At 56.9% G+C, this 22,703-nt stretch carries 25 protein-coding genes; 2 read left to right on the top strand and 23 right to left on the bottom strand.

The window, feature by feature from the left end; translation table 11 throughout:
• Positions 1-4: 4 nt before the first annotated feature.
• Entirely contained in the window at positions 5-379 is a 375-nt protein-coding gene (locus IMCC21906_RS16920) for a response regulator transcription factor (RefSeq protein ID WP_052763588.1), read from the top strand.
• A 6-nt stretch (positions 380-385) separates the two neighbouring features.
• On the opposite strand, the gene IMCC21906_RS15735 is transcribed toward IMCC21906_RS16920, so the two are convergent.
• The 23 genes from IMCC21906_RS15735 to miaB all read right to left on the bottom strand — a co-directional run bounded on the left by IMCC21906_RS15735 (position 386) and on the right by miaB (position 22,062).
• Entirely contained in the window at positions 386-1,069 is a 684-nt protein-coding gene (locus IMCC21906_RS15735; protein WP_156166068.1) for a hypothetical protein, read from the bottom strand.
• A gap of 16 nt (positions 1,070-1,085) precedes the next feature.
• Positions 1,086-1,874, bottom strand: a complete 789-nt coding sequence (locus IMCC21906_RS15730; RefSeq protein WP_052763586.1) for an FTR1 family protein — start codon at positions 1,872-1,874, stop codon at positions 1,086-1,088.
• Between the two features lie 16 nt (positions 1,875-1,890).
• The gene (locus IMCC21906_RS15725) at positions 1,891-2,187 is read right to left on the bottom strand and encodes a cupredoxin domain-containing protein (RefSeq protein WP_231580292.1); all 297 of its coding nucleotides are present in this window, start codon (positions 2,185-2,187) and stop codon (positions 1,891-1,893) included.
• A gap of 32 nt (positions 2,188-2,219) precedes the next feature.
• The gene (locus IMCC21906_RS15720; protein ID WP_047012949.1) at positions 2,220-3,563 is read right to left on the bottom strand and encodes an ATP-binding protein; all 1,344 of its coding nucleotides are present in this window, start codon (positions 3,561-3,563) and stop codon (positions 2,220-2,222) included.
• Complete coding sequence (locus tag IMCC21906_RS15715) at positions 3,560-4,234, bottom strand: response regulator (RefSeq protein ID WP_047012948.1); 675 nt, start codon at positions 4,232-4,234, stop codon at positions 3,560-3,562. The genes IMCC21906_RS15720 and IMCC21906_RS15715 overlap by 4 nt, the downstream gene beginning before the upstream one ends.
• A gap of 5 nt (positions 4,235-4,239) precedes the next feature.
• A complete protein-coding gene (locus IMCC21906_RS15710; protein WP_047012947.1) occupies positions 4,240-4,875 on the bottom strand; it encodes a tetratricopeptide repeat protein in 636 nt (211 codons plus the stop codon).
• Positions 4,875-5,678 carry an SDR family oxidoreductase gene (locus tag IMCC21906_RS15705; RefSeq protein ID WP_047012946.1) on the bottom strand — a complete coding sequence of 268 codons (804 nt, stop codon included), beginning with the start codon at positions 5,676-5,678 and terminating at the stop codon, positions 4,875-4,877. Before IMCC21906_RS15705 ends, IMCC21906_RS15710 begins: the two co-directional genes overlap by 1 nt.
• 16 nt (positions 5,679-5,694) lie before the next feature.
• On the bottom strand, positions 5,695-6,363 hold the full coding sequence (locus IMCC21906_RS15700) for a TenA family transcriptional regulator (RefSeq protein WP_047012945.1): 669 nt from the start codon (positions 6,361-6,363) through the stop codon (positions 5,695-5,697).
• A gap of 16 nt (positions 6,364-6,379) precedes the next feature.
• Positions 6,380-7,864, bottom strand: coding sequence for an AMP-binding protein (locus tag IMCC21906_RS15695; RefSeq protein WP_369795845.1), 1,485 nt, complete (start codon positions 7,862-7,864; stop codon positions 6,380-6,382).
• Between the two features lie 17 nt (positions 7,865-7,881).
• Positions 7,882-8,601, bottom strand: coding sequence for a thermostable hemolysin (locus IMCC21906_RS15690; RefSeq protein ID WP_082117507.1), 720 nt, complete (start codon positions 8,599-8,601; stop codon positions 7,882-7,884).
• A gap of 87 nt (positions 8,602-8,688) precedes the next feature.
• Positions 8,689-8,964 (bottom strand): hypothetical protein, encoded by a 276-nt coding sequence (locus IMCC21906_RS15685; RefSeq protein ID WP_047012944.1) that lies wholly within the window; start codon positions 8,962-8,964, stop codon positions 8,689-8,691.
• 2 nt (positions 8,965-8,966) lie between these two features.
• Positions 8,967-9,821 (bottom strand): SIS domain-containing protein, encoded by an 855-nt coding sequence (locus tag IMCC21906_RS15680; RefSeq protein WP_082117506.1) that lies wholly within the window; start codon positions 9,819-9,821, stop codon positions 8,967-8,969.
• A gap of 41 nt (positions 9,822-9,862) precedes the next feature.
• A complete protein-coding gene (locus IMCC21906_RS15675) occupies positions 9,863-10,471 on the bottom strand; it encodes a Fic family protein (protein WP_052763583.1) in 609 nt (202 codons plus the stop codon).
• On the bottom strand, positions 10,472-10,642 hold the full coding sequence (locus tag IMCC21906_RS16915; protein WP_156166067.1) for a hypothetical protein: 171 nt from the start codon (positions 10,640-10,642) through the stop codon (positions 10,472-10,474).
• A 222-nt stretch (positions 10,643-10,864) separates the two neighbouring features.
• Positions 10,865-11,881: a DNA polymerase III subunit delta gene (gene holA, locus IMCC21906_RS15670; protein WP_047012943.1), complete on the bottom strand. Its 1,017-nt coding sequence runs from the start codon at positions 11,879-11,881 to the stop codon at positions 10,865-10,867.
• Entirely contained in the window at positions 11,881-12,435 is a 555-nt protein-coding gene (gene lptE / locus IMCC21906_RS15665) for an LPS assembly lipoprotein LptE (protein ID WP_047012942.1), read from the bottom strand. The genes holA and lptE overlap by 1 nt, the downstream gene beginning before the upstream one ends.
• A complete protein-coding gene (gene leuS / locus IMCC21906_RS15660; RefSeq protein ID WP_047012941.1) occupies positions 12,425-14,884 on the bottom strand; it encodes a leucine--tRNA ligase in 2,460 nt (819 codons plus the stop codon). The genes lptE and leuS overlap by 11 nt, the downstream gene beginning before the upstream one ends.
• 96 nt (positions 14,885-14,980) lie before the next feature.
• On the bottom strand, positions 14,981-16,486 hold the full coding sequence (gene lnt, locus IMCC21906_RS15655; RefSeq protein ID WP_156166066.1) for an apolipoprotein N-acyltransferase: 1,506 nt from the start codon (positions 16,484-16,486) through the stop codon (positions 14,981-14,983).
• 112 nt (positions 16,487-16,598) lie between these two features.
• Positions 16,599-18,152, bottom strand: coding sequence for an FMN-binding glutamate synthase family protein (locus IMCC21906_RS15650; protein ID WP_197085920.1), 1,554 nt, complete (start codon positions 18,150-18,152; stop codon positions 16,599-16,601).
• A gap of 134 nt (positions 18,153-18,286) precedes the next feature.
• Positions 18,287-19,144 (bottom strand): HlyC/CorC family transporter, encoded by an 858-nt coding sequence (locus IMCC21906_RS15645; RefSeq protein ID WP_047012939.1) that lies wholly within the window; start codon positions 19,142-19,144, stop codon positions 18,287-18,289.
• Positions 19,137-19,637: an rRNA maturation RNase YbeY gene (ybeY, locus tag IMCC21906_RS15640; RefSeq protein WP_047012938.1), complete on the bottom strand. Its 501-nt coding sequence runs from the start codon at positions 19,635-19,637 to the stop codon at positions 19,137-19,139. The genes IMCC21906_RS15645 and ybeY overlap by 8 nt, the downstream gene beginning before the upstream one ends.
• Positions 19,615-20,604, bottom strand: coding sequence for a PhoH family protein (locus tag IMCC21906_RS15635; RefSeq protein ID WP_047012937.1), 990 nt, complete (start codon positions 20,602-20,604; stop codon positions 19,615-19,617). The genes ybeY and IMCC21906_RS15635 overlap by 23 nt, the downstream gene beginning before the upstream one ends.
• A 123-nt stretch (positions 20,605-20,727) precedes the next feature.
• Positions 20,728-22,062 (bottom strand): tRNA (N6-isopentenyl adenosine(37)-C2)-methylthiotransferase MiaB, encoded by a 1,335-nt coding sequence (gene miaB / locus IMCC21906_RS15630; RefSeq protein ID WP_047013501.1) that lies wholly within the window; start codon positions 22,060-22,062, stop codon positions 20,728-20,730.
• A gap of 233 nt (positions 22,063-22,295) precedes the next feature.
• Here miaB and IMCC21906_RS15625 point away from each other — a divergent pair, with 233 nt between their 5' ends.
• Positions 22,296-22,646 (top strand): DUF1820 family protein, encoded by a 351-nt coding sequence (locus tag IMCC21906_RS15625; protein WP_197085918.1) that lies wholly within the window; start codon positions 22,296-22,298, stop codon positions 22,644-22,646.
• Positions 22,647-22,703 lie beyond the last annotated feature (57 nt).

Here is a 22,703-nt window from a genome sequence, read left to right as displayed (position 1 = left end):
CACCTTGTCCAGCAATTTGCTGTTGGTCATTGGGGTGCAAATACTGACCCGGGGCCGTCACCTGCAAGTCGACAGTGCCCTCAACAGCATGGAAGCGTGGCTCAGCTACGGCAGGGATTTTATTGTCGACCAATCCGTTGATGTCATCCGTGGCAGTATCATTGAACCCGGACAGGGCAGTGAACTCCAGGACGCCCTGGTTTGCGCCACCAAACGGGAGCAGCAAGTCATCTGCGAGGTACTCAAGGGACACAGCAATAAGGAAATTGCCGACAATCTCTCCCTGTCCTATTACACCGTGGAAAACCATCTGCGCCGCATCTATAAAAAGTTCGGCGTCCACAGCCGTACCGCCTTGATTGCCGCACTGCGGCCGTAAACCTGCTCAATAAAATTCGTATTCAAAAGACAGGCGCAGTGTGTAGTCAGCGCTGTCATCGGTCAGCCCAGCGATGGCACCAATTTCCCAACGCAGGGATTTAGCCACGCCCAGGCGGGTTGTGCCCACCAGCACCGGGCCGATACCCCGGTAATCCTCGCCAGCGTAGAACTCCACCCCCGGTTCCAGCCATTGGCGCAAGCGGTAGCGGGTTTGCAAACTCAGGCTCGTTTCCCATTCGTCGGCCAGGGCACCGCGATTTTCATAGCCCAGGGACAGATTCGCGGCGGAGACATGGGCGCCCCAGGCACTGGCCGCCAGCAGCGTCAGGCTGCCTTCGTTATTGTGATCAGCGTCCTCGTATTCATATTCGGCCAATACACCAACGTCGGCAAAATACTCTCCCTGTTCTGTGAGCTGGTATTTGAACTCCAGCTCGCCACCTTCCAGCGTGCCCATGCGGCTGTCCTCGCTCAGGCCATAGACCTCCACCGCCAGCCGGTCGGTGAGGGAGCTGGCTATGCCCAGGCGATGCAGACTGCGGCCGCCCTGGGTGCGCACCAGCCGGTACTCCACTTCTTTTTCCAGGGCATTCACATAGGGATCGTATACCGTGTCCACCACGGTGCCATCGGCCAGTGCCGCGCCGCTGCAGAGCAATGCAACAGTCAGCATTATTGGATGTTTCACGGTCATTTCCATTTCGCTAGGTCTTGTTCCGATAGGACATAACTATAGCCCCCTGACTGAGGACGATGACGCCTAACACGATAACATAGGCGAATACCTGCACCGGCGCGGGGGTGGCTTCGTAGCCCATCAGAGCGTAAAGCAGCTGCCCGGTTACCGAATCCTCCGGCACCAGCCAGCTGCTGTTCCAAACCTCACCATCGGGCAGCCAATCGGCCTGGATCAGCATTTTGCAGCCCTGCACGGCCATGCCCCCGGCCACCAGATTCAGCACCACCCCCGCGACCAGAATGCCCCGGGGCTTGGGCAGCAGGCGCAACAGGTAGTACACCAGCGCGCCGATACTGAAGCCAATCCCCGAGCCAATCAGGGCGCCGATGGCCAGGGCCTGACGCTTTTCCGGCTGCCACTGGAAGGAAGCCACATACAGATAAATTTCCGCGCCCTCCCGCATTACCGCCAACACCAGCGCGGCGCCAACCAGCAGGGTCAGCACCAGGGTGTCGCCGCTGCGGTGGTGACGGTAATAGCGGCGGATAAACCGCATCACGATCAGCGGCAGCAACAGCACCAGGGCAAACTGGGAGGCTGCGTCGCCCACCTCCTGGCCGACGCCATCGAACCATCCCGCAATGGTGGCCAAATTCTTTGCATAACCAATGGCCGCTGCCAAGCCCAGCACCAGGGCCACCCACACAGCCCGAATGCTCAGGGAAAACTGACGACACATCGCCAGGATGGCCGCGCACAACAGTGCCGCCTCCAGCACCTCCCGAATCAGAATGACAACGCTGTTACTTAACATGACCCTGCCCCGCCCTTCACTTGGCGATCATCCGGCCCTGGGCCGTGTTGGGGTTAAACTCGCCAAAAAAGGGATATTCCCCCGGCGCCAATGGCCCCAGAAAAATAATCGCCGACTGGCCGCCCAGAATCACCTTTTCCCGGTTGAGTTCATAACTCTCGAACTCCTCCGGGGTGGGGTCGCGGTTGGCCACCACCAGTTTGAATTTGGTGTTGGCGGGCACCTCCAGCACAGCGGGCTGAAACAGGTTGTTTTCAATCGCCAGATGAACTTCCGGCTTGCCCGCCTGGGCGCTGGCGGCGGCCAGGGCCAAGCAAAGTGCGCCACTCCAGCATCGCCAATGCCTCATTCACTTACCCTCTCTAATGCTTCGGCAGTGGGAAACACCAGGCTGACGCTCAAACCCAGCCCGCCAATACCGACCCCCAGCTGCAAATCGGCCCGGTGTAGGGCCGCAATATGACTGACGATGGACAAACCCAGGCCACAGCCGCTTTCGCCGGAGCTGTGGCGGTCTCCCCCCACCCGGTAAAAGCGCTCGAAAATACGCTCCCGATCCGCCGGGCTGATCCCCGGGCCATTGTCGGCAACACTCAGCCGCACGCCGGTGTTATCGGCGGCCAAATTCACCTGTATCTCCCCCCCCACCGGGGTGTATTTGTTGGCATTGCTGAGTAAATTGCGCAGCAGAATTTCCAGGGCAAAGCGGTCACCACGCACGGCGGGGGCCTGACCATTGAGTCCAATATGTTGCTGCTTGTCGGCAAACTGATCGTAATGCCTGGCGATTATCTCCCGCACCAGCGCTCCCAGGTCAACCGCCTCAAAATGACCGCCGTAGCTCTCTGGCTCGGTGCGATGCAAGTCCAGCATCTGCTCGATCAGATGGGACAGGCGCTGCACATCCACCTGCAACTGACCGAGGGATTCCGCCGCCGATTCCGGCGCCGTCATGGCGTTGTGCACATGCATTCGAATGGCGGTAATGGGGGTGCGCAGCTCGTGGGCGGCATCGGCGGAAAAGCGCCGCTCCCGCTCAAAGGCCGCCTGCAGGCGCGTCATCAGTGAGTTCACCGATTCCAGCACCGGTGCCAGTTCGGCGGGAACCTCGCTGAGGCTGATGGCCTGCAGGTCGTCGCTGGATTTGAGACGAAGCTTGCGGGCCAGCTCCTTGAGGCTGCGCAGGCCATAGCTGACGATAAGCCAAATCAACATACCCGCCAGCGGCAGGCTGAGCAGCATCGGGAGAATCGATTCGATAATGACCTTTTCGGTCAGGCCAAAGCGCAGGTCGACCCGCTCCGCGACCACCACCCGCCGGGGCGGGGCGTCGGCCTGTTGGCTGTAGGCCCGCCAGCGGAAACCGCCAAAGTTCACCTCGCTGAAGCCCTCCGGGGTGTCCAGGGCCTGCACGGGGGTGTGGCTGGAGCGCCAGAACATATGGCCATTGCCCGCGGTTACATTGCCCGCGGTTAACTGAAACGCCAAACCATCGTCGCTGGCCGCAGGCATGGCCGACCCGGTCAAGGGCAGGCTCAGCAGCTGGTGGGCAAAACCTTTCAGCTTGTCATCAAGCATGGCACTGGCCGCCACCATACTGCGCTGGTAGCCGTGAATCGCCGCCAGAAAATTCACCAACACCAGGGTGGCCAACACCGTTACCAGCAAAAACTGGCGCAGTGAACTCACCGAGCGCCCTTGTCGTTCGCCGCCAGCAGATAACCCACCCCGCGCACATTATTGATCACGCCCTGGCCCAGCTTTTTACGCAGATTGTGAATGTGGACATCGACCGTATTGCTGTTGACTTCATCTCCCCAGCCGTACAGTTTTTCCTCGATTTGCTCGCGGCTGAGTATCTGCCCCGGCCGGTCGGCCAGGGCCCGCAGAATGGCAAACTCCCGCCGGGACAGCTTTTGCTCCTCGTTATCGAGCCACACTTGGTGGCTGGACAGGTTGATACGCAGGGCACCAAAGTGCTGCTCTGGCTCGGCGATCTGACCACCCCGGCGGGCCAGCACCCGCAGTCGCGCCAAGAGCTCGGCAAATTCAAAGGGTTTGGTGAGGTAGTCATCGGCACCGGCATCGAGCCCGGCAATTTTGTCCTCCAGCCCGTCCCGGGCGGTCAGGATCAGCACTGGCAAGCTCACCCGGGCCCCGCGCAGGGACCGCAGCAGTACCTTGCCGTCCATATCCGGCAGGCCCAGATCGAGGATGACCAGATCCAGATTGCCCGCCTCGATGTGACGGCGGCCATCGGCAGCGGTGGCCGCCCAGTCCACGGCATAACCCGCCCGGCGCAGCGCGGTGTCCATTCCCCTGGCGAGGGAGGCGTCGTCTTCAATCAGCAATACACGCATTGAGCCTATTCAACTTTCTTTTTCAGTTCTGCTAATTGCTTGCGGCGCCCCGCATCCGCCAGCGGACGCAGGGGCCTGGGGGGCGCCGCCTCTGCCTTGGTAATATACACCTTTGCCTCATCGAGGCGACCCTGCTGCAGCAGAAAATCCGCGTAAAAGTAATTGGCGTCGATATCCGCCGGGGCCAGGGTCAAGCCCTGGCGCAAATGCTGCTCGGCCTTATTGGTATCGCCAAAACTCAGGGGCCAGCCCGGCACCTGATAGTACAGCGAGCCCAGGCTGGTATAGGCGGCGCCCTGCAGCGCATTGTCATCGGTGGCGATGGCCGTCTCAAAGTCCTTCCTGGCCTGTTTCACCAGCGACAGCGCTCCCAGGCCACCCTTGCTGCCCGCCAGGCTGGCTTTGACGATGCCCCGCCAGGTCAGCAACTCGGCACTGTTGGGCGCCGCCACCAGGGCCGCGTCCAACTGGTCGATCAAGGCCTCAAAACCCGCCGTTTGGGCGTCTCCCTCAAGCTGGTATTGCACCTCCGCCCAGCGCTTGGCATAGGACAGCACGCCGCCCTCATCCTGGGCCAGCACCGTTTGGCCGCCCAGTATAAAAACTAACATCATAAAAATGGCGCGAATGATTGTTGGCATCACAAGGTCTCCAGGTTGGCTTTGGCAAAGCGTCGGATAACGGGTAACTGCTTGCGCAGCGCCTTCGCGACTACCCCTGGCAGCAACGCATTGAGGCGCACAAAGAAGCGCTCGGGCCAGCCCAGGTAGCGGCTGCCAGGGTGTGCGCCCTTGCTGAGGAGTTTTAACAGCGCCTGGGCCACCACTTCCGGTGTGTCCATGGCATTGCCCAGGGCCTTGTTCATGGCCACCACTGCGGCGGTGTTCATCTCGGTGGCCACCGCCCGGGGGGCCAGGTAGTGGACGGCAATATTCTGGTCGGCCAATTCCCGCTGCAATGCCTCGCTAAACCCCCGCAGGCCAAATTTGCTGGCGCAGTACAGGCTGAAGCCGGGATAACCAATCCCGCCAAAGGACGACCCCACATTGATTATCCGCCCCCTGCCACTGGCCAACAGCGCCGGTAACAGGCTCCGGCACAGGCGAATCGGCGCCAGCAGATTCAGGCTGAGTAGCCTCGCCTCATCCCGGCTATCTTCCAGCATCGCAAATTGGGCACAACCCGCATTATTGATCAGCACATCGACCCCGGCAGCGAGTGCGTCCTGACAAAACCGGTCAATGGCGGCGGGGTCAGTCAGATCCACCGGGTAGCAGCGATGCCCGTCGGGGTTGGCCAGCCCCAGCCGCAGGGTTTCCAGGGCGGCGGAATCCCGGCCCAGCAGCACCAGCCGGTGATGCTGGGCGGCGAGGGCCCGGGCCAGCGCCTGGCCAATGCCGCCGGTGGCGCCGGTCAATACAATGGTGAGTGATGCAGTGGTCATGGCGGGGTCCCTGCGCTCAGGCGGCATGCAGGAAGCGGGTTTCGGCCAGCTCCCGGAAGATGTTGCCGTACAGGCGGTAAAACACCTTGGCGGCATGGACAATGCACTGCTGGTCTTCAGGGTCGGTAATCTGATCCATCAGTCCCCGGAAAAAATCCACGTGGCCCACATCCAGGGCGCCGTGGCTTTTCAGATAGGTAAAGGCCGTGTTGGGCAGCCCCAGGCTCTGCTGGATGGCATTGGCCGCCATATCGGCTACCGCGATACTGGTGCCCTCCAACACCTGCACCATGCCGAAAAATCCCAGCGGGTTGCGGCGCTGCACCTGGTCGTAGGCGTAGGCCACCATCAGCTCGGTGCTCAGGGCTGGCTGGCCCTGGCGCACCGCCTCGGCGTCGCCCCCGGCCGCGGCAATGTCGTTGAGAATCCACTCCTGGTGGCCGGTTTCTTCCTCGATATATTCCGCCACTGCCACCCGCAGCCACTCGTAGTGCTCCGGCAGGCGCCCGCCGCAGCACATCAGCAGCGGCACCGTGTGTTTTACGTGGTGATAGGCCTGACTGAGAAAGGCAATGTAGTCCTCCCGGTCCAGGCGTCCACCCACCCCCCGGCCTATGAACTCCACCGATTGGAGGGACTGGCGCTCCAGCTGGGTTTGGCTTTGCAGTTGTTCGTAAAAAGACATGGTTGTTCTCCTGTAGCTAGTCGGCCTGCCGATAGCAGGCAGCAATAAGGTCGCAGTAATGTTCGAGAATGGCCTCCCGCCGGGGGCGGCCGTTGGCGGTCAGAAAGCCGTTGGCGACCGAGAAGGGCTCGCCAATCCCCTGCCAGCAGGCCAGCTTGGCGTAATCGGGCAGGCCCTGATTAACCTGTTCCAGACAGGCGTCGACCTGCTCCGGGGTGACATCGGGGGCCATCAGAATCAGGGCGCCGCAGTAGGGCCGGGCATCACCAAACACCAGACACTGCTGGATCTCCGGGCAGGCCAACAACTCGCTCTCGGGCCACTCGGGGGAAACATTGCGGCCAAAACTGCTGATCAGCAGATTCTTGCTGCGACCGGATAACCAGACATAGCCATTGGGGTCGATACTGGCCAGGTCGCCGGTGGCCAGCCAGTTGCCGGATGGCGCCGCCGCATCGCCCAGATAGCCCAGGCAGACATTGCCCCGCACTTCTAACTGGCCATTAATGGTGCGAAGCTGGCAGTGATCCAGCGGCCGCCCGGCCGAGCCGGGGCGGTCCTGGCCGGGTCGATTCAGGCACACCACCGAGCCGCATTCCGACAGGCCATAGCCCTCATATACCGGCAGGCCCGCCTCCCGGGCCTGCTGAATATCACTGGCGGCGCAGCGGGCACCACCCACCGCCACAAACTGAAGACTGGCAGGCGGATGCCACCGCCCGCTGGCCAGCACCCGGTTAAAGGCCCGCAGCATCTGGGGCAGAATGATCAGGCTGGCACACTGGTGGCGATCCAAACAGGCGCACAGGGCGTCAATATCCATCCCCGAGCTGCCCTGCCACCCCAGCGCCGCCAGACCCGGCACCACCAGCGTCGCGCCACGCATCAGGGTGGTGTAGATCCCCGCCACATTTTCCAGCAGGGTCGCCAGGGGCAGGGTGACGAGGTGGCGCCCCATGGGCACATGCTGCAGCGCCTGGTTGAGGGCTGTTGCGGTAAGCTGTTGATTGGACACCGACAGGCACACGCCCTTGGGCTGGCCGGTGGAGCCCGACGTATAGGTGATTTTAGCGGTGCCGACAGGCAGTGCCGGGGGCGTGGGCACGGCGATGCGGGAGCACAACAGGGTGGGCAGGGGCGCAAAGGGTTCGGCATCCTCGGTAAACCCCACACCCTCGCTGAGCACGGCATCGCAGCCGCTGTCGGCCAGGCTGTGGGCAAGCTGCCCCGGGGAAAAAAACGTGGGCAGCGGCACGCACACAATGTCGGCGGCCAGGCAGGCCAGATCCACCAGAATCCAGGCGGGACCATTGTCCGCCCGCAGGGCCAGGCGGGCTACCTTCATCTCGATCAGGGTCGCCGCCAACTCCTCCACCCGACGCCACAACCCGGCATAGCTCAAGCATTCGTCAGCGCCAACCAGAGCTATCTGCTCGGGCCGACCCAGAGCATGCTGCCGCAAGGTTTGGATAAGCAAATGGGGCTGGGGCCTCGCCGTCACCGCGCCGTTGTCACCCCTCACAGCGCGCCATCCTCCGCCGCCAATAGCGCCCGCAATTGGGGTTCGCAGTTGATCAGGCGCAAGCGATTGAGAACCGAGGACTTCAGTGCCCGGCGGGCCTTGCGCACCTGCACCGCCACCACCTGGGGGCGGCCGTCGTAATAACTGCCCCAGTCCGCCAGGGAGGCCCCCAGGCGGTGGCCGTCAGCCTCGCCGAGGACATACTGGGTCAGCTTGAGGCGGCTCAATAATTTGCGCACCTCCGGGGTAGCGGTGAAGATCGCCCACTCGGCATCAATCTGGCCGAGCAAGGACGTGAGGGCCACAAACAGCATCTGGCTGCGGCCGCCCCCCAGGGAGACCAGATTGCCTATCTCCACCAGGGCGGTTCTGGCCACCGGCCGACGCAGCAGCCCGGCCAATAATTGCTCGGCGGGCTGATCCAGGTACTGTTCCAGAAAGAAGCGCTGGGTAGGCGATCCCCGGCGCAGCCCCAGGCAGGCCTCCACCCTGGCCGCACCACCCATTACCAGCAGGGTCGGCATAAAGTGACTCAGACGGGCCTTGTAGCGGCGGGCAAAGCAGGTGGCGATAAAACCTTCCACCGCCGCCCGCTGGGGGTGATGGGGCCCGACCAGTGCCAGTTTCGGCGGCAACTCCAGGCCCTGATCCTCGGTGTGGCACAGGGGGATGGCAGGGGTTTCGGCAAGGGCGACAGCAGGCAGTTTCAACATCATTGCTTCCCAGATCGGGTTTTTGATGTTGTTAGGCTAGCGGGGGAAAATTAAGACTCTCTTAAGAAATGTAAGGATTGTGGAAAGCGCTTACTCCCGGTCACACCCCCGGTAGCGAAAGCAGAAACCCAGGGTGGCATCCGGGTGGCGCTCAAGGTGGAAATCCACCGTCATATCCCCGGCCAGGTCGTAGACCCGATCCTCGGTGCCCCGTTCGCCATTAATAAAAATACGGTTCTGGGCATCGACATAGACTTCATAACGGGCCCGGTTGGGGGAGCCGTCCAGGAACAGAGAGGCCGCCAGGGCCACTAAAATGATGGCGCCAGCGGCAATGCAGAGTGCCAGAATCAAGCGCTTGAGCATGGTCAACTCCTGGTGTCCAGCCGCAGGGCCTGCAGGCCCGCTTCAATGGTAGCCAGGTGCTCCCGCAGGCCCTTTTTGGTGTTGGCGATGCCCACCGCCAGAATATCCAGCACCGTCATATGGGCCAGGCGGGAGGGCAGCGGCGTGTAGTTGCCCTCATCCAGATCGACATCAATGTAGATGGGCAAATCGCTGGCATCGGCCACCGGGCTGCCGCTGGGGGCCAGGGCAATGACGGTGGCGCCGCTTTTCTGGGCCAGCTTGATGGCGTCGAGGAGGGAGCGGGTGCGACCGGATTGGGAGATGGCCACCACCACATCGTCGCTGTGCAGGGACATGGCCGACATGGCCTGCATATGGGGGTCAGAGTAGACGCTGGCGCTGATCTGCAGCCGGAAGAAATTGTGCTGGGCGTCGCTGGCCACCGCCGCCGAGGCGCCAAAGCCATATAGCTCCACCCGCCGGGCGTTGGCGAGCAAATCCACCGCCTTTTCCACCGCGTCGACCTCAATGCTGTCGCGGACTTTTTTCAGGGCCTCCATGGTGGCGTCAAACACCGTGAAGGTGTACTGGCGGGCGCTGTCGTCGTCGGTAAAGGAAAAGGCCGCGTACTCGGGGCTGTGGGCAATATGCTGGGCCAGGGTCAGTTTAAAGTTCTGAAATCCGTCACAGCCCACCGCCCGACAGAACCGCACCACGGTGGGCTCACTGACATGGGCTTCCTGGGCCAGATCGACAATCCGCATATGAATCACCTCCCGGCGGTTGGCCAGGATATAGTCCGCCACCAGCCGCTCGCTGCGGCGCAGCCCGTCCCGGGCGCTCTCGATGGCGCGGATGATGTTTCTAGGTCTCACGTGTTATCCCCACTCTGGCCGGATTATCGCGCCGTCAGCCACTATGGCCGTTTGATCTTTGCGTCTGGCTCAATGCACCCCGGCCATAACCGATTGTTTTCATCCAGGTGAACCAAACCCAGCGAACGCAGTTGGCGCAAATCCCGCTGCATCGTCTTGCTAGTCAACCTGTTGTACAACACTTTATGCCAGGGGCTGGCGCGAAACTGGTCCAGCGGAACCGGCGCCCCCTGGTTCAACACCTCAACCGCTATGGCGTATTGTCGCGGGTTGATGTCCCGCGATTCATGTCGGTCACGCAGCAGATTGCGAAACAGCAGCAACTCCACCAGGGCATTGACCCTATTGTGCAGGCGGTTGATGCTCTCAAGCATCCCCTCCAGGAAGAAAACAACGAAAGCCGTGTTTTCCCCTTGCTTTCGACAGCGATTAAACAAGGCAAAATACTGGTGGATATGGTTCAGGTAGTAATTGGTCTGGGCAAAGGGGGCGTAGCGAAAACCTGCCGCCAGCAAAATGCTGGCCTCCAGCACCCTACCCACCCGACCATTGCCGCCCCAGAAGGGGTGTATCCACTCAAAATACAGGTGAAATAGCGGTGCCCGAATGAGCGCAGGCACCCCCTCTGTCTGGCCAACGACTGATTCCATTCAATCAATGCTACCAACAAACGTCGCCACATCCCGACCATTCTGCGGCGGCTTGTATACCCCACCGTGTTCACCATCGCCGACGCGCGTTATCTTGCTCTTTGGGTTATCTCGCAGCTGCCCCGGAACGTTGTTTTCATCCACCAAGCCTTCGGTAATCAGGTGATGCACTGAGCAGATATTACGCCAGCGTGGGCTGCCAGTCGGCCTGGCTACACTCCTGCTTGGCCAGTTCATAGGCCGCCTTGATATTGACGACCCGGCGCTGCTGCTCCTCTTCGATCATGGATGGATCCAGATCGAGGGCATACGGAACGCTGAGGTGGCTTTGAATACAAGTGGTTTTGAATACAGGTGAGTTTGAATAAGGAAAACGCAGTAAAGCAGTAATCGTTAACGCAGGAGGGTTTTTCCTGCCAAGGTGGCGACTAATTCGGTCATTAATAACGGACCATTTTCTGCGCTTTGACCTTTAAGGGCGGGGTCGATTCTACCTGCCAGTTGCAGCAGTTTAGCTAATGAGCTGACGTTGTGTTTGCTTAGGCAGCGTTTGTAGAGGCCTTTGCGTTTGTCCCACACTCTGTGGTTTTCCAGTACTCGCTCTATGCCGTTGCCTTGTTCAATGGCGGTGGCGCATTGGTAGAGGGTGCGGAGTTCTCGGCTGATGGCGCCGAGCATGGGAATTTCTTCGCTGCCTTCGGCGCTGAGGCTGCTGTACATTTGCAGGGCTTGGGCGGCGTTGCCTGCCAGTGCGGCATCAATGAGTTTAAACACATCGTAACGGGCACTGCTGGCCACGGCGCTGGCAACAATATCGGCGTTGATAGGGCGCTCGCCAACAAGTACTCGGAGCTTTTCAATTTCTTGATCGGCAGCTAATAAATTGCCTTCAACCCGGTCAGCTAACAACTCAATGGCAACACTGTCAGCTTGCATTCCCCGGTCTTGCATTCGCTGGGATATCCATTGGCTTAGTTGACGTCGTTCTACGGGCCAGACTTGAATAACTGCACCTGCGCCATCCAGCGCTTTTACCCATTTTGCGTTCATGCTGCGGCTGTCTAAGCGACCACAGCTGACCAGCAGGATGTTGCTGCCATCACTTTGGGTTAAAAATTCTTGCAGGGCGGCGGAGCTTTTTTGATCCATTTTGCCGCCGCCAAGGCGCAACTCAATGAGTTTACGGTCGGCGAATAACGACATACTGCTGCCCGCGGATAACAGCTGGTTCCAGTCAAAGCCTCGCTCTACTTCCAGGACTTCTCGTTCTTCAATGCCTTGTTGCCGGCAGCTTTGGCGGATTTTGTCACAGGCTTCTTGGGTCAGCAGCAGCTCGTCGCCGGTAACCAAATAGGCGGCTTGCAGTGGTTTTTGCAAATGCGCCGAGAGTTGTTCGGGGCGCAGTCGCATCAGTGAGTCTCGGGCTGTTGGGGATTGGGGATTGGCGTGTTTTGCTTGGAAAGCTGGGTTGCCCAGTACTCCAGTTGTTGAGCAATGCGAATGCTCAATTGTTCTAGCATTTCACTGCGGACAATTTCAGATTCGGTTTCTTCCCCGACGGGGTTGTCGGGGTCGTTGACGATAATGCGACGTTGCTGCAAGACTCGGGGGCCGTGTAGTGGTTCACCTTCGGCATCTCGCAGGCTGATGCTGGCTGATTCAAAGAGAGCGTACTCGGCATCTCGCGCCTCGTTATCCAGCGCGACGCTGCGAGTATCTTCTTTTAGTAGCTTAAGCTCTAAGATCAGCTTGGCCTCTTTGCGTCGGGAGGTGACGTCAATGGCGTTAATCACCAGCTGGCGCTCCAAGGAATCTCGAAGCTCAACACTTTCTCTGTTACTGGCGATATACACTGGCTGCAGTGTGTCAGGCAGAGCAACATCGCCGCGTAGCGCAAAACCGCAGCCGCTAACAAGGCTGAGTAGCAAGAGTAAGGAGAAGGTGTAAGCCAGTTTAGTTTGCAACGATATTCACCAGTTTTTTGGGCACCACAATTTCTTTGCGAATGTTCAAATCGCCAATAAAGCGCTGAACATTCTCTTGGCTGCGGGCCAGTTTCTTAATGGTTTCTGGGTCGGCATCGGCGGCCACTTCGATTGTGCCCCGAAGTTTACCATTGACCTGTACGGCCATTTCGATGGTACTGCGAACCAGTGCCGACTCGTCGGTTTTTGGCCAGGGGGCATCAATTATAGCCTCTTGGTGCCCTAGTAATTCCCAAAGGCTATGGCCGATATGGGGCACAATGGGGGCCAGCAATACCACGGCGGCTTCCAAGGCTTCGTGCTCTACCGCAAGGCTTTGTTCGCCGCTTTTTTCAAAACGACCAATGTCGTTTACCAGTTCCATGACGGCGGCAATGGCGGTGTTAAAGGTGAGGCGGCGGCCGTAATCGTCGCTGACCTTCGCAATCGTTTCGTGGGTTTTGCGACGCAGGTCAGCATCGGTTTTGCTGAGGTTGTTGGTATCCAGTGAGGGCGCGGCACCGGCGTCTAAATGGCTGGCAACAAGCCTCCAGAGTCGTTTCAGAAAGCGGTTGGAACCTTCCACTGCGCTGTCTGACCATTCCAGGCTTTGCTCTGGCGGCGCAGCAAACATGATAAACAGGCGCACGGTATCGGCGCCATATTGTTCGATCAATGATTGCGGGTCTACCGTGTTGCCCTTGGACTTGGACATTTTGGCGCCGTCTTTCAGCACCATGCCCTGACACAACAGTTGTTTGAAGGGCTCGTCGGAGTTGAGCAGACCTTCGTCACGCATCAGTTTGTGGAAGAAGCGCGCGTATAACAGGTGGAGGATAGCGTGTTCGATGCCGCCAATATACTGGTCTACAGGTAGCCAATAATTGGCGCGCTCGGGGTCGAGCATACCCTCTTCAAAGTCGGGGCAGGTAAAGCGGGCGTAATACCAAGACGACTCCATAAAGGTGTCGAAGGTGTCAGTTTCCCGTTCTACGGGGTTACCGTCCAGCTCATCTTTGCGCCACTCGGGGTCAGCTTTGATGGGGGATTGTACGCCGTCCATTTCAACATCTTCAGGCAACAGCACCGGCAGCTTGTGAGCGGGTACCGGAATTTCTCCGCCTTCTGGCAAGTTAAACATGGGGATGGGCGCGCCCCAATAACGCTGGCGGGAAACACCCCAGTCGCGAAGCCGATAATTGGTGGTGACTCTGCCCTTATCTTTGTCTGCCAGGGTCTTGGCGATCGCGTCGAAAGCGGCGTCAAAGTCTAGGCCGTCAAATTGACTGGAGTTAAGCAATACGCCTTTGTCGGTAAACGCGGCATGGCTTAAATCAATAGCTTCTTCATTGCTTGGGGCAATAACCTGTTTAATATCCAAGCCGTATTTTTGGGCAAATTCAAAATCGCGTTGATCGTGGGCGGGCACGGCCATGACCGCGCCGGAGCCGTAATCCATCAATACATAGTTAGCGACCCAAACCGGTACGGGTTCGCCGGTAAGAGGATGCCGGGCCTGGAGGCCCGTTGCCATGCCTTTTTTCTCCATGGTAGCCATATCGGCTTCGGCAACGGAGCTGTTGCGGCATTCGTCGATAAAGCTGGCTAGTTCGGGGTTGTTTTTGGCTAATGCCAAACTGATCGGGTGTTCAGCCGCCAGGCTGACGTAGGTCACGCCCATTAGGGTGTCGGGGCGGGTGGTGTACACCTCAAAGTGATCTTGACCGGCTACGGCGTCGTCTAAGTCAAAACGCATTTGCACGCCTTGGGAGCGACCAATCCAGTTGCGTTGCATGGTTTTAACTTGCTCTGGCCAACCGTCGAGTTGGTCCAGGTCGTTAATAAGTTGGTCGGCATAGTCAGTGATTTTGATAAACCACTGGGGAATTTCTTTGCGCTGTACCTGGGTGTCGCAACGCCAGCAGCAGCCGTCAATAACCTGCTCGTTAGCCAGGACGGTCTCGTCTACCGGGCACCAGTTTACGGCGGAGGTCTTTTTGTACACCAAGCCTTTTTCGTAGAGGCGAGTGAAAAACCACTGCTCCCAGCGATAGTAATCAGATTTGCAGGTGGCTAGCTCCCGGTTCCAGTCGTAGGCAAAGCCCAGTTGTTTGAGCTGGTCGCGCATATAGGCAATGTTTTCTACCGTCCACTTAGCCGGGGCGGTTTTGTTTTTGACCGCGGCGTTTTCGGCAGGCAGGCCAAAGGCATCCCAGCCCATGGGTTGCAACACGTTTTTACCCAGCATGCGTTGGTAGCGAGAGATCACATCGGCAATGGAGTAGTTACGCACATGGCCCATATGCAGTTTGCCGCTGGGATAGGGGAACATGGCGAGGCAATAATATTTTTCCCGGCTGTGGTCTTCTTGGGCAGCAAAACTTTGATTGTCTTGCCAGAATTGCTGGGCGCGGGCTTCTATGTCCCGCGGAGTGTATTGCTGATCCATGATAGTTGTGTGATCTCTTGTAATGGCCGAACGGAAAGCCGGGTATTCTAGCAGCTAACGGGCGGTCTGAATAACCGCCGGTTGAGCTGAGTGTAATTAGGTGCCGGGTGTAAATGCAGCGCGCTGCCGGGTCATGATGGCAATGCCAGCTAATAATCCGCAGAGTAATAAAATTGGGGTTGAGCCGTAGCGAGTAAATGGAGTTTGGCCTTCTCGCGCATGAACTACTCCCGTTAAGGTGGCCTGCTCAAAGCTGGCTATGCGCTTGGTGAGGTTGCCGTGATGATCGATCAGGCCGGTAATACCCGTGCTGGTGACGCGAATCAGTTCGCGGCCATTTTCCAGCGCCCGCATTTGCGCCATTTGCATATGCTGGTCTGGGCCGATGGAATCGCCAAACCAGCCATCGTTACTAATGGTAAATAAAACATCGGCGCCGTTGGCACTTTTGGCGATCAAATCGGGGTAGACAATTTCATAGCAGATGGAGGCTGCCAGCTTCCAATTTTTAACCTGCAGCAGTGCTTGATCGTCACCGCCGCGGCTGAAGCTGGAGAGGGGGAGATCAAATAGGCTGATCAAGCTGCCCATAAATTCTCGCAGTGGCACATACTCGCCAAAGGGCACCAGCCGCTGTTTGTTGTAGATACCTTCGCCGCCAGAAATTACCAGCACCGAGTTATAAATATCATCACCATTGCGAGTGGGGACACCGCTGATTAACGCACTGCCACCTGCATTTGCTTGTTCGCGAATATAGTCAAAATAAGGCAGGGCATGGTGGTAAAGCGATGGAATGGCGGCTTCGGGCCAAATCACTAAATCTGTGGTTGACCATAGCTCTCGAGAGGCCACATCGTAGTAATCCAGGGTGGCCCAGTACTCTTCGTCCTTCCATTTTTTGTCTTGGGGAATGTTGGATTGCAGGGCGCCAATACGCAATGGCGCTTTGTCTGCGGCCTGGGTCCATTCTATTGTTTGTAGTGATAAGGCGAGACCGGCGAACAGCAGGCTGGCGAGCAAGGCGGGCAGGCCTTTGCGCGGCGCCTGTACTAGCAGCGCGAAGGCGGCGCCACTGAGAGCAACCCAAAAACTTAAGGCAAAGACCCCTGCCACCGGTGCCCAAGCGCTAAGGGGAGTGTGGAGTTGTGAGTACCCGGCTAACAACCAAGGGAATCCGGTAAATAGCCAGCTGCGTAGCCATTCAAACAGCACCCAGCACGCGGCAAACCCCAATACCCGGCCAGCGCGACCGTCGCGAATCCAGCGGCAGTAGACGTACCCCGCTAAACCAGTGATCAGCCCCATGGCAATGCAGAACGCCGCGGTCATGATTGCCGAGAGAATAACGGGGTGATAACCAAAATCGTGAATGGCGATATAAATCCACGACACACCGACTAGAAAATTGCCGCTGCCGTGAGCCCAGCCCAGCAGCCAGCCTTGTTTGGGGGTGGCGCTGGAAAGCAGAAATGCCAGTGCTGCCAGCGAGACAATCCCCATCCACCATAAATTAAATGGGGCAAGAGAGAGGGGAAGTAGGGCGCCAGCAATGGCGCTGCACAGGAGTGGGCCGAGTCGATTCGCCAAAGTGTTTAGCACTATTTAATTGCGGGACCGCTAGTGTAGAGGGCTGACTCTTTCACTGCCACCGGCAGCGTAAAAAAATTGGGTGTTGATGTAGGTCAGCGTGGGTGCGAGGACAAGGCGCAGCTTAACTGGCCTTATCCGCCGTACTGGCAATGAGGTATTCCGGCTTGGGGGTGGTGTCTGGATACCGGTCGGTGAGGGGCTCGGGCACGCCTCGTTCGTCGATAAGATAGACATGTTTACGTTGCAATGAACGCGCTTCTTTTACGCCGCAGGAGTGGGCAATAACGCCGACTTCGTGCATCAGATTGAGGGCGTAGTACTTCACCCGTTTTGCCTTGTCGGCGGGCACCAGGCCCCGTTGGAGTTCGGGGTTGTGGGTGGTGACCCCAGTGGGGCAGGTGTTTTTATTACACTGCATCGCTTGAATACAGCCCAATGCAAACATAAAGCCCCGGGCGCTGACGATAAAATCGGCGCCCACGCACAGAGCCCAGGCGGCTTCTGCGGGGTTGATCATTTTGCCTGAGGCAATAACTTTAATGCGCTCCCGCAGGTTGTATTCATTGAGCTTGTCCACCACCAGCGGCAGGCTGCGGCGAATGGGCAGGCCGACGTAATCCATGAGTCCTTGGGGGGCTGCGCCAGTGCCGCCGTCGGCGCTGTCGATGGTAATAAAGTCGGGGGCGTAATTAGGGCCGCGTCTGTGAATGGCTTCCAGCATTTCATCCAGCCATTCTGAAAAGCCTATCACCACTTTAAAACCCACGGGTTTGCCGGTGACATGGCGGATGTGATGAATCATGTCCAGCAAATCGTCTATGCAGTGTACGTCGGTGTGGCCGTTTGGGCTGATAGAGTCTTTGCCCTCGGGAATGCCGCGAATGTTGGCAACTTCAGCGGTGACTTTACCGCCGGGTAAAATACCACCTTTACCGGGCTTGGCACCTTGGCTGAGTTTGACTTCAAACATACGGACTTGCTCATGGCTGGCAATATCCCGGAGTTTGTCATCGCTGAGGTGGCCTTCGCTGTTTCTGACGCCGTATTTAGCGGTGCCAATTTGAAAAACAAGGTCACAGCCGCCTTCGAGGTGATAGGGCGACAAACCCCCTTCGCCAGTATTAACCCAGATTCCTGCTTCTTTGGCACCCTTGGTCAGTGCGCGAATGGCGGGCTTGGAAATAGCGCCGTAGCTCATGCCAGAAATATGAAAAATGGCAGAGCTGGTGTAAGGGTGTTTGGCGTAGTCCTGGCCGATGGTGACCGCGTGGGTGGGCACTACATCTTGGGTTAAGGTGGGGAATAGGCAGTTCATAAACAGCATTTCATTGCTTTGGTTTAGTGGCCGGGTAGAGCCAAAGGCAATGGTGTTGTCTAGATTTTTAGCGGCGCGGTAGACCCAAGAACGCTGGGAGCGGTTAAAGGGCAGCTCCTCTCTATCCATGGCAAAAAAGTATTGCCGAAAAAACTCACCAAGATGTTCAAAGAGATAGCGAAAGCGGCCGATAACGGGATAGTTGCGTCGCACGGCATGTTCGGTTTGGGTGATGTCGCAAATGTATAAATAAATGATATAAGCAATACCAAAACCCAATACCACCAGTAGCATGAGTGCGCTGTATTCAATAAAGGCGCTGGCAATATTCTGTAGCGTATCCATTATCCCGGCGTCCATTTCACATCTCCCTAAAGCGTTACCGAAATTTAGCGCGTGTTATACAGGCAGTGTAGACCGCCACTGCCGCGCAAGTTCAGCAGAACCGGCGCGGCTAAAGTTTAAGCCTTTGCGTACCCTTAGTCAGAGACGACCTAGTTAATGTCGCGCTTATTGTGGCGCATACGCAATAGGTGAATTTGCCGATTATCGGCGTTGACGACTTTGAACTCGAAATCGTCAAGCTGGGTGGTTTCATTGCGGGAGGGGAGATGGCCAAAGGCTTTGAGTAACAGTCCACCGATGGTATCAAATTCTTCGTCGCTAAGTTGTGCATCAAAGTAGTCGTTAAAGTCCTCTATGGGTGTGAGGGCTTGAACAACAAAGTCATTGTCAGAAATCTTGCGAATGGGTAGGTCGTCGTCTTCGTCATATTCGTCTTCAATGTCGCCGACGATCTGCTCCAGAATATCTTCTATGGTGATGAGGCCTGCGGCGCCGCCGTACTCATCAATAACCACTGCCATATGGTTACGCTTTTCCCGAAAGTCACGCAGTAGCACATTAAGGCGTTTACTCTCGGGAACCAAGGTTGCGGGACGGATGATTTGGCTGAGGTCAATTTCTTCACCATTGCCTTTTTGCCACAGCACTGGCAACAAGTCTTTAGAGAGCAGAATGCCGTGAACGTCATCCAGGGTGTCGCCGATGACCGGATAGCGAGAATGGCCCGTTTCAACAATGATGGGCAGCAACTCGTCCAAGGGTTGGTTGAGCTTTACCACCACCATTTGTGGGCGAGGAATCATGATTTCCCTGGCCTGCATATCACTGATATGCATGGCGCCCTCAACAATGCTGACTGCATCGTCATCGATGACCTCGTTCTGCTTGGCCACGGCCAGCATGTCCATCAGGTCTTCGCGGGTTTTGGGTTCAGATGAAAAAGCATGGGCGATTTTTTCGATCCAAGACTTTTCACTTGGATCGTTGCTAGATCGATCTTCACTCATGGTTTTGGGTGCTGTCCTCACATTGTGGGGTATAGGGATTTGAAATATGTAATTGTTGGAGCAGCTTGATTTCCAAGCCTTCCATCACCTCGGCATCGTCGTCATTTATGTGGTCGTAGCCGAGCAAATGCAGTGTACCGTGAATTACTATATGCGCCCAGTGGTCTAGCAGCGCTTTGGTTTGCTGAATGGCCTCGCGTTCAACAACTTGTTTGCAGATAAGTAGATCGCCCAATAAGGGTAAATTCAGTTCTGCTGGCAAGTCTGCGGGAAACGACAGCACATTGGTTGGACCGTTCTTGCCTCGGTATTGCGCGTTTAGTTCGGCGCTTTCAGCCTCGTCTACTAAACGAATAGTCAGCTCGGCATCCTGGCGCCCTGCGGGCAGGGCGGTAAGCACCCACTCACGAAAATGGGCGGCGCTGGGAAGGTGCTGGTTGTCACAGGCAACCTGCAGGTCCAGCTCTAGCTCAGTGGCGCTGTGTTTGTTCATCAAAGGCCGCATAAGCTTCTACGATACGTTGCACCAATGGATGACGTACCACATCCCGGGATTCAAAATGATTCATGCTGATACCGTCGATGTCTTTTAAAACGTGCATCACATGTAATAGGCCCGATGGTGTACCTTTGGGCAGGTCGATTTGGGTGGCATCGCCAGTAATGACGGCGGTAGAGCCAAAGCCGATCCGGGTGAGAAACATTTTCATTTGCTCCCGGGTTGTGTTCTGGGCTTCGTCCAAAATGATGTAGGAGTCGTTAAGTGTGCGACCACGCATATACGCCAGCGGCGCAATTTCGATTACATTGCGCTCAATCAGCTTGGTGACGGTTTCTACGCCAATCATTTCGTAAAGGGCGTCGTAGAGTGGCCGTAAATAGGGGTCGATCTTCTGGGCCAAATCGCCAGGTAAAAAGCCCAGCTTTTCACCGGCCTCGACAGCGGGGCGAACCAGCAAGATACGCTGCACACCGTTGCTGATAAGGGCCTCAACGGCACAGGCAACAGCCAAATAGGTTTTGCCGGTACCCGCAGGGCCAATGCCAAAGTTAATGTCACATTCGCGAATGGCCTGCACGTAGCGCTGTTGGTTGCCACCACGGGGCTTGATGCTGCCTTTTTTGGTATGAATGACTTGGTAGTCGCTGCTATTTTCTGCAACACCACTCATTTGCTCCAGTCCCGCCTTCTGCAGATGAAGGTGTACGGCTTCAAGATTGAGCCGTGCGCCAGACTGACATTCATTATAGAGCTGCCGGATGAGTTGGACGGCATCGTTAACTGCTTCGTCATCGCCATTAATTTGAAAGGTGTTGGCCCTTGCCGCAATGCGCACATCGAGGCGCTTTTCGATCAGCTTGAGGTTTTCGTCAAGTTGTCCACAAAGGTCCGCCAGCAGTTGGCTGTCGTTGGGCTCTAAAGTCAAAATGCGTTGTGTGGCTTGGGTTTGAGCAGTCAATGGTTCACCAATCGCTGCGAAGGCAGCGGCAATAAATGCGTAAGAATGAGCATACCGCCAATGGCCGTAATCTCAAAATGCCGGCAGAGGCGGTGTGACGGATAATGTTTCCCGTTGGTTTTGTTAGCACAGCTGACCGCGCAGGGAGTTGGCAAAGGCTTCTTCAATGTAAACCTCTGCAAACTCGCCAATAAGGTCATGGTTGTCGCAGCGGAAGTTCACTACCCGATTATTTTCGGTGCGGCCTTGCAGCTCGCCGGGATCTTTTTTGGAGACGCCGGTCACCAAGATCCGCTGCTTAGTTCCCACCATTTTGCGGCCGATTTGGGCAGCCTGGTTGAGAATTTGGAGTTGCAGTCGTTTCAGTCGCTCTTTTTTGACCTCTTCAGCGGTGTCGTCATCCAGCTGTGCCGCCGGGGTGCCGGGGCGGGCGCTGTAAATAAAACTGAAGGAATGATCAAAACCAATATCGGTGATGAGCGTCATGGTGTCTTCAAAGTCTTGATCGGTTTCGCCGGGGAAGCCGATGATAAAGTCTGACGATAAGCTGATATTGGGACGGACTTCTCTCAGTCTAGCAATTTTGTCGCGATACTCGGCATTGTTATGGCCGCGCTTCATGGCGGTTAAAATGCGATCGCTGCCGCTTTGTACGGGCAAGTGAAGATGGTCGACCAGCTCGGGAATGTGGGCGTAGGCATCTATCAAGGCATCGCTGAATTCAACGGGGTGGGAGGTAGTGTAGCGAATGCGGTCAATTCCCGGTACTTGGGCAACCACGCCCAGTAACTCGGCAAAATCGACAATGTCGCCTTCAAAGTTTTCGCCGCGATAGGCATTGACATTCTGGCCCAGCAAATTAACTTCGCGGACACCTTTGTCGGCGAGCTGGGCAACTTCGGCAATGACGTCGTCAAAGGGGCGGCTGACTTCTTCGCCTCGGGTATAGGGGACCACGCAGAAAGTACAGTATTTTGAGCAGCCTTCCATGATGGAGACAAACGCACTGGGACCTTCCACGCTGGGCTCGGGGAGGGAATCGAATTTTTCGATCTCCGGAAAGGTCACGTCCACCACAATTGGGCCGTCGACTTTTTTGCTGTTTAGCATGTCTGGCACGCGATGCAGGGTTTGCGGACCAAAAATGACGTCCACATAAGGTGCCCGCTTGCCAATGTCTGCCCCTTCCTGGCTGGCGACACAGCCGCCAACACCAATTTGCAGGTTGGGATTTTTTTCTTTCAGTTTGCGCCAGCGACCCAGTTGGTGGAAGACCTTTTCTTGAGCTTTTTCCCTGATAGAGCAGGTGTTTAGCAGCAAGACATCGGCATCTTCAGGGTTGTCTGTGGGTATTAAGCCGTGACTGATCCCCAGCAAATCTTGAATACGAGAAGAGTCGTATTCATTCATCTGGCAGCCGTGGGTCTTGATATAGAGTTTTTTGGGTTTATCTGTCATAAGTTCGTCTGGCATAAAGTCCATCAGGCATTGCACCGCCTGCGTTTTCTACTTAAGGCAAATGGCGGCGCAGTATACCGATTTTGCGCCCTAAAACCCACAAGTGCAGTGATGTTGCAAATTTTATGCTATTATCTCGCGCCCTAAATTTCAGGGTGCTGGGTCTGGTAATGACGCGTCAACAGACCTATTAACAACGGGGCTGAGTATGCGACGAGCCCGGAGAGTGTTTGATGAATACCGTTAAATCCCCCATCTACAAGGTGATTTTCCATAACAACAACAAGTTATATGAGTTGTACGCCCGGGCAATTTACCAGAGCGATATGTACGGCTTTATCGAAGTTGAAGAATTTGTGTTTGGCGAAGCGACACAGCTGGTGGTTAACCCTGGCGAAGAAAAGCTAAAGAACGAATTTAACGGGGTCACCCGCAGTTATATTCCTATGCATTCCATTGTGCGCATCGACGAAGTCGAGAAAGAGGGCACGGGCAAGATCCTGGAAACTGAAGGTGGCAGTAATGTGCGTAGTTTCCCTCTCCCCGGTGGTCGACCCGTTAATCGGGGGCCGGAGGGGGAATAAGCTTTTCTTCGTCTGTTCAGAATAGCACGTGCATAAAAAAGCCCCGATTGCCGGGGC

Origin of the sequence: Spongiibacter sp. IMCC21906 (assembly GCF_001010805.1) — a bacterium.
GTDB lineage: Bacteria > Pseudomonadota > Gammaproteobacteria > Pseudomonadales > Spongiibacteraceae > Spongiibacter.
This window is presented reverse-complemented; position numbering and strand designations above follow the sequence as displayed.